The sequence below is a fragment of the Drouetiella sp. genome (assembly GCF_059504425.1).
On sequence record NZ_JCACIN010000058.1, the window covers coordinates 1 to 2656 of the forward strand.

At 46.3% G+C, this 2656-nt stretch carries 1 protein-coding gene; it reads left to right on the forward strand.

Annotation, left to right across the window (positions count from 1 at the left end):
- The first annotated feature begins 1136 nt into the window (after positions 1-1136).
- Entirely contained in the window at positions 1137-2093 is a 957-nt protein-coding gene (locus AC5JMP_RS14600; protein WP_495852216.1) for an MBL fold metallo-hydrolase, read from the forward strand.
- Positions 2094-2656: the final 563 nt, after the last annotated feature.

Genomic DNA, 2656 nt, shown 5'->3' on the forward strand with positions numbered 1-2656 from the left:
ATTAGGGCTTTCACGAACATTAACATTGTTTCCAGTAATAAAGCTACAGATGGTATTGTTCTCAACCTCAATTTGGTAGTCGGGATCGTACTGTGCGAAAGCGCGTTCTGCCTGTAAGCTCATTACCATTACCAACAAGACAATTAATTTCTGGGTCATTTGGAGAACTCTTTGAATGATCTTATTAGTAATGTGTATGGTTCAAAGAGTAATTGCCCTCAGTAACTTTGCGTGATTCAAGGAGTAATGGATCGAGACGTCGAGTAGAGAGGACTCCTACGATGGTTAGGCTTGCTTTGTGTTGCCTGTTGCTCTCGCCTTTCGGTTTGTACAATGCCAAATTAAATGACATCGAGATAAATTCGTGTCGCTGAGCAAAACCTTCTCTGTTGCAGGATTGCAGAGAGCTTTTACTCAGCGGTCTAGCATCTGGCCATCAGCATTCCTAAGCTGGATTGAGGCGGAAAAGTCATTCAGATTTAGCTTGGCCTCTTTAACGACACTAATCTGTCTCCACGACAAATAAAAAGTCACTGTACATTTACCTATCAAGACATATACCGATTTGAATGTCTTAAATTCTACAAAAAATAGAGGCTGAAACCCTTGCTAGAAAAGGATTCTAGCCTTAACGTTGTTTTTTTCTCGTTTGCTAAACCTACCCGGTGATGAACTCGTCAAATCTTAATACACAAGGCTTTCAGGTCTTCTTGCTTAAAAACCTTACTTCATACCGTATGTAAACCACTTATCACAGATTAGCTGAGTAGTCTCCGATTCAGTTGCGGGAAACGATGCTCTATCAAACAACGACCTTCCGTGAAATTCTGAAGGAAGCATGGGGTATCGGCAAAAATGTTGATGTTACTCTCGGATTGCTCACCGATGGTTAATCTCTAGCTCAATGTCAAGCTCTGATGGGGTTGGATACAACGATGTCTACACAGCAACTCAGTTTCAATGACCAGTCTAAGTGGGGTTAGACTAAGCCACCCCGTCACCAAGGCGGCTTAGTCTAACCCCCAAGGGGGTGATGCGCACGGTTGCATTGACTACCCAACGTTAGATTTACAACCTGTATAGTTTGTAAACACTTTTTGTGGATGATCGCTTCTGATAGCAAATAGGAGACTGTTTTGACCCCATTAACGTCCTATTCACCCATCGCAATTGATTTTACTCTAGAGGCTCCTGCGTCCGGCAATCTGGATGTGCAGTGGATTCATGGCTCTATCTCACCAAAGCACAATACCGATCCCGACATCCAGATTCACGCCTACAACGAGCACACCTACATCCTGCGCCAAAATATGGCAGTGCACTATGAAGCCCCGTTTATGTTTCTGCTATTTGGGAACGATCGCGCCATTCTGCTCGACACGGGTGCAACGCGATCGCCAGATTTCTTTCCATTGCGTCAAACCGTCGATGAATTGATTGAACAATGGTTGGATAAAAATCCCCGTCCATCCTACTCACTCGTCGTTGCTCATACGCATCTACATCGGGATCACTTTGAAGGAGATCCGCAATTTGACGATCGCCCCAATACAGAGATGGTAGGACACAGTTTAGCGGCTACCCGTGAGTTTTATAAATTTCAAGACTGGCCCAAGGATGTTGTGCCGTTTGATTTGGGTGGGCGAGTACTACACGTCATGGCAAGCCCTGGGCATGAAGATGCTGAAGTTTCCATCTACGACCCCTACACCCAACTCCTCTTCACCGGAGACTTGCTCTACCCCGGTCGTCTCTACATTCGTGATTGGGATGAATTTTGCGGCAGCATTGAACGGATGATTGCGTTTACTGATACTCACCCGGTGACGTACCTGTTGGGGTGTCATGTGGAGATGTCGATCTACCCTCGCTTAGACTATCTGATTCGCACCAATTACCAACCCTACGAACGTCCGTTACAGATGAGCGTGGAGCAACTGCATTCTGTGCGAGATGCGATCGCTTATGTAAACGGTCGGCCAGGAATTCATGTATTTGATGACTACATCATTTACAACGGCATTCCCGATCGCTACTTCAGCTACGAAAACATGGACCCTAGCGCAGCCCCCGGCGATCTCCGTCCAGCTTGAAGAGATTGTTTTTTTACAGTGTTGCTGAGTTTTAGGGAATTAAAATCCTAGGTCAAGCTGGTCGCCTCACTCTACCTCGACGAACGGTCATTCGCGGGTTACTCTCATTCGGAGCCTTTGGCATAACCTCCCAACTTTGGACAGGATGCACCAACTCATCACCCTCCTCTGGCGAATCTGCTAGCCCAACGGCTTCAGATACGTGCAAAACAGTGCCACACAGCCCTGAAAGGCTTGAAATCTCGTAGCTAAATCAGTCTAAATCGGTTAAAAGCCGCGATCGCTGAAGTCACCACTCCAATAGCTTTTCAAGTTTTCGTGGCACTGTTTTACACTTACCTCGGCGTGTGATTCGTTTCTGCCCAAGTCAAACCCCTCCATCAGGCTTGGAATAAGGCAGAGTCAGGGTTTGAAACCCTGATAACTCGACTTCTGTGTGATGCGTCCAACCTGGGCAATTCCATCTCCCCCAGTGCTGGGATAACAGCCTATCACTCAGAGGTGCGACTGCTTAGTGGTGCAGAAAAGTAAATTGCTTTAAGAGGAAAATACTGTCACGCGCG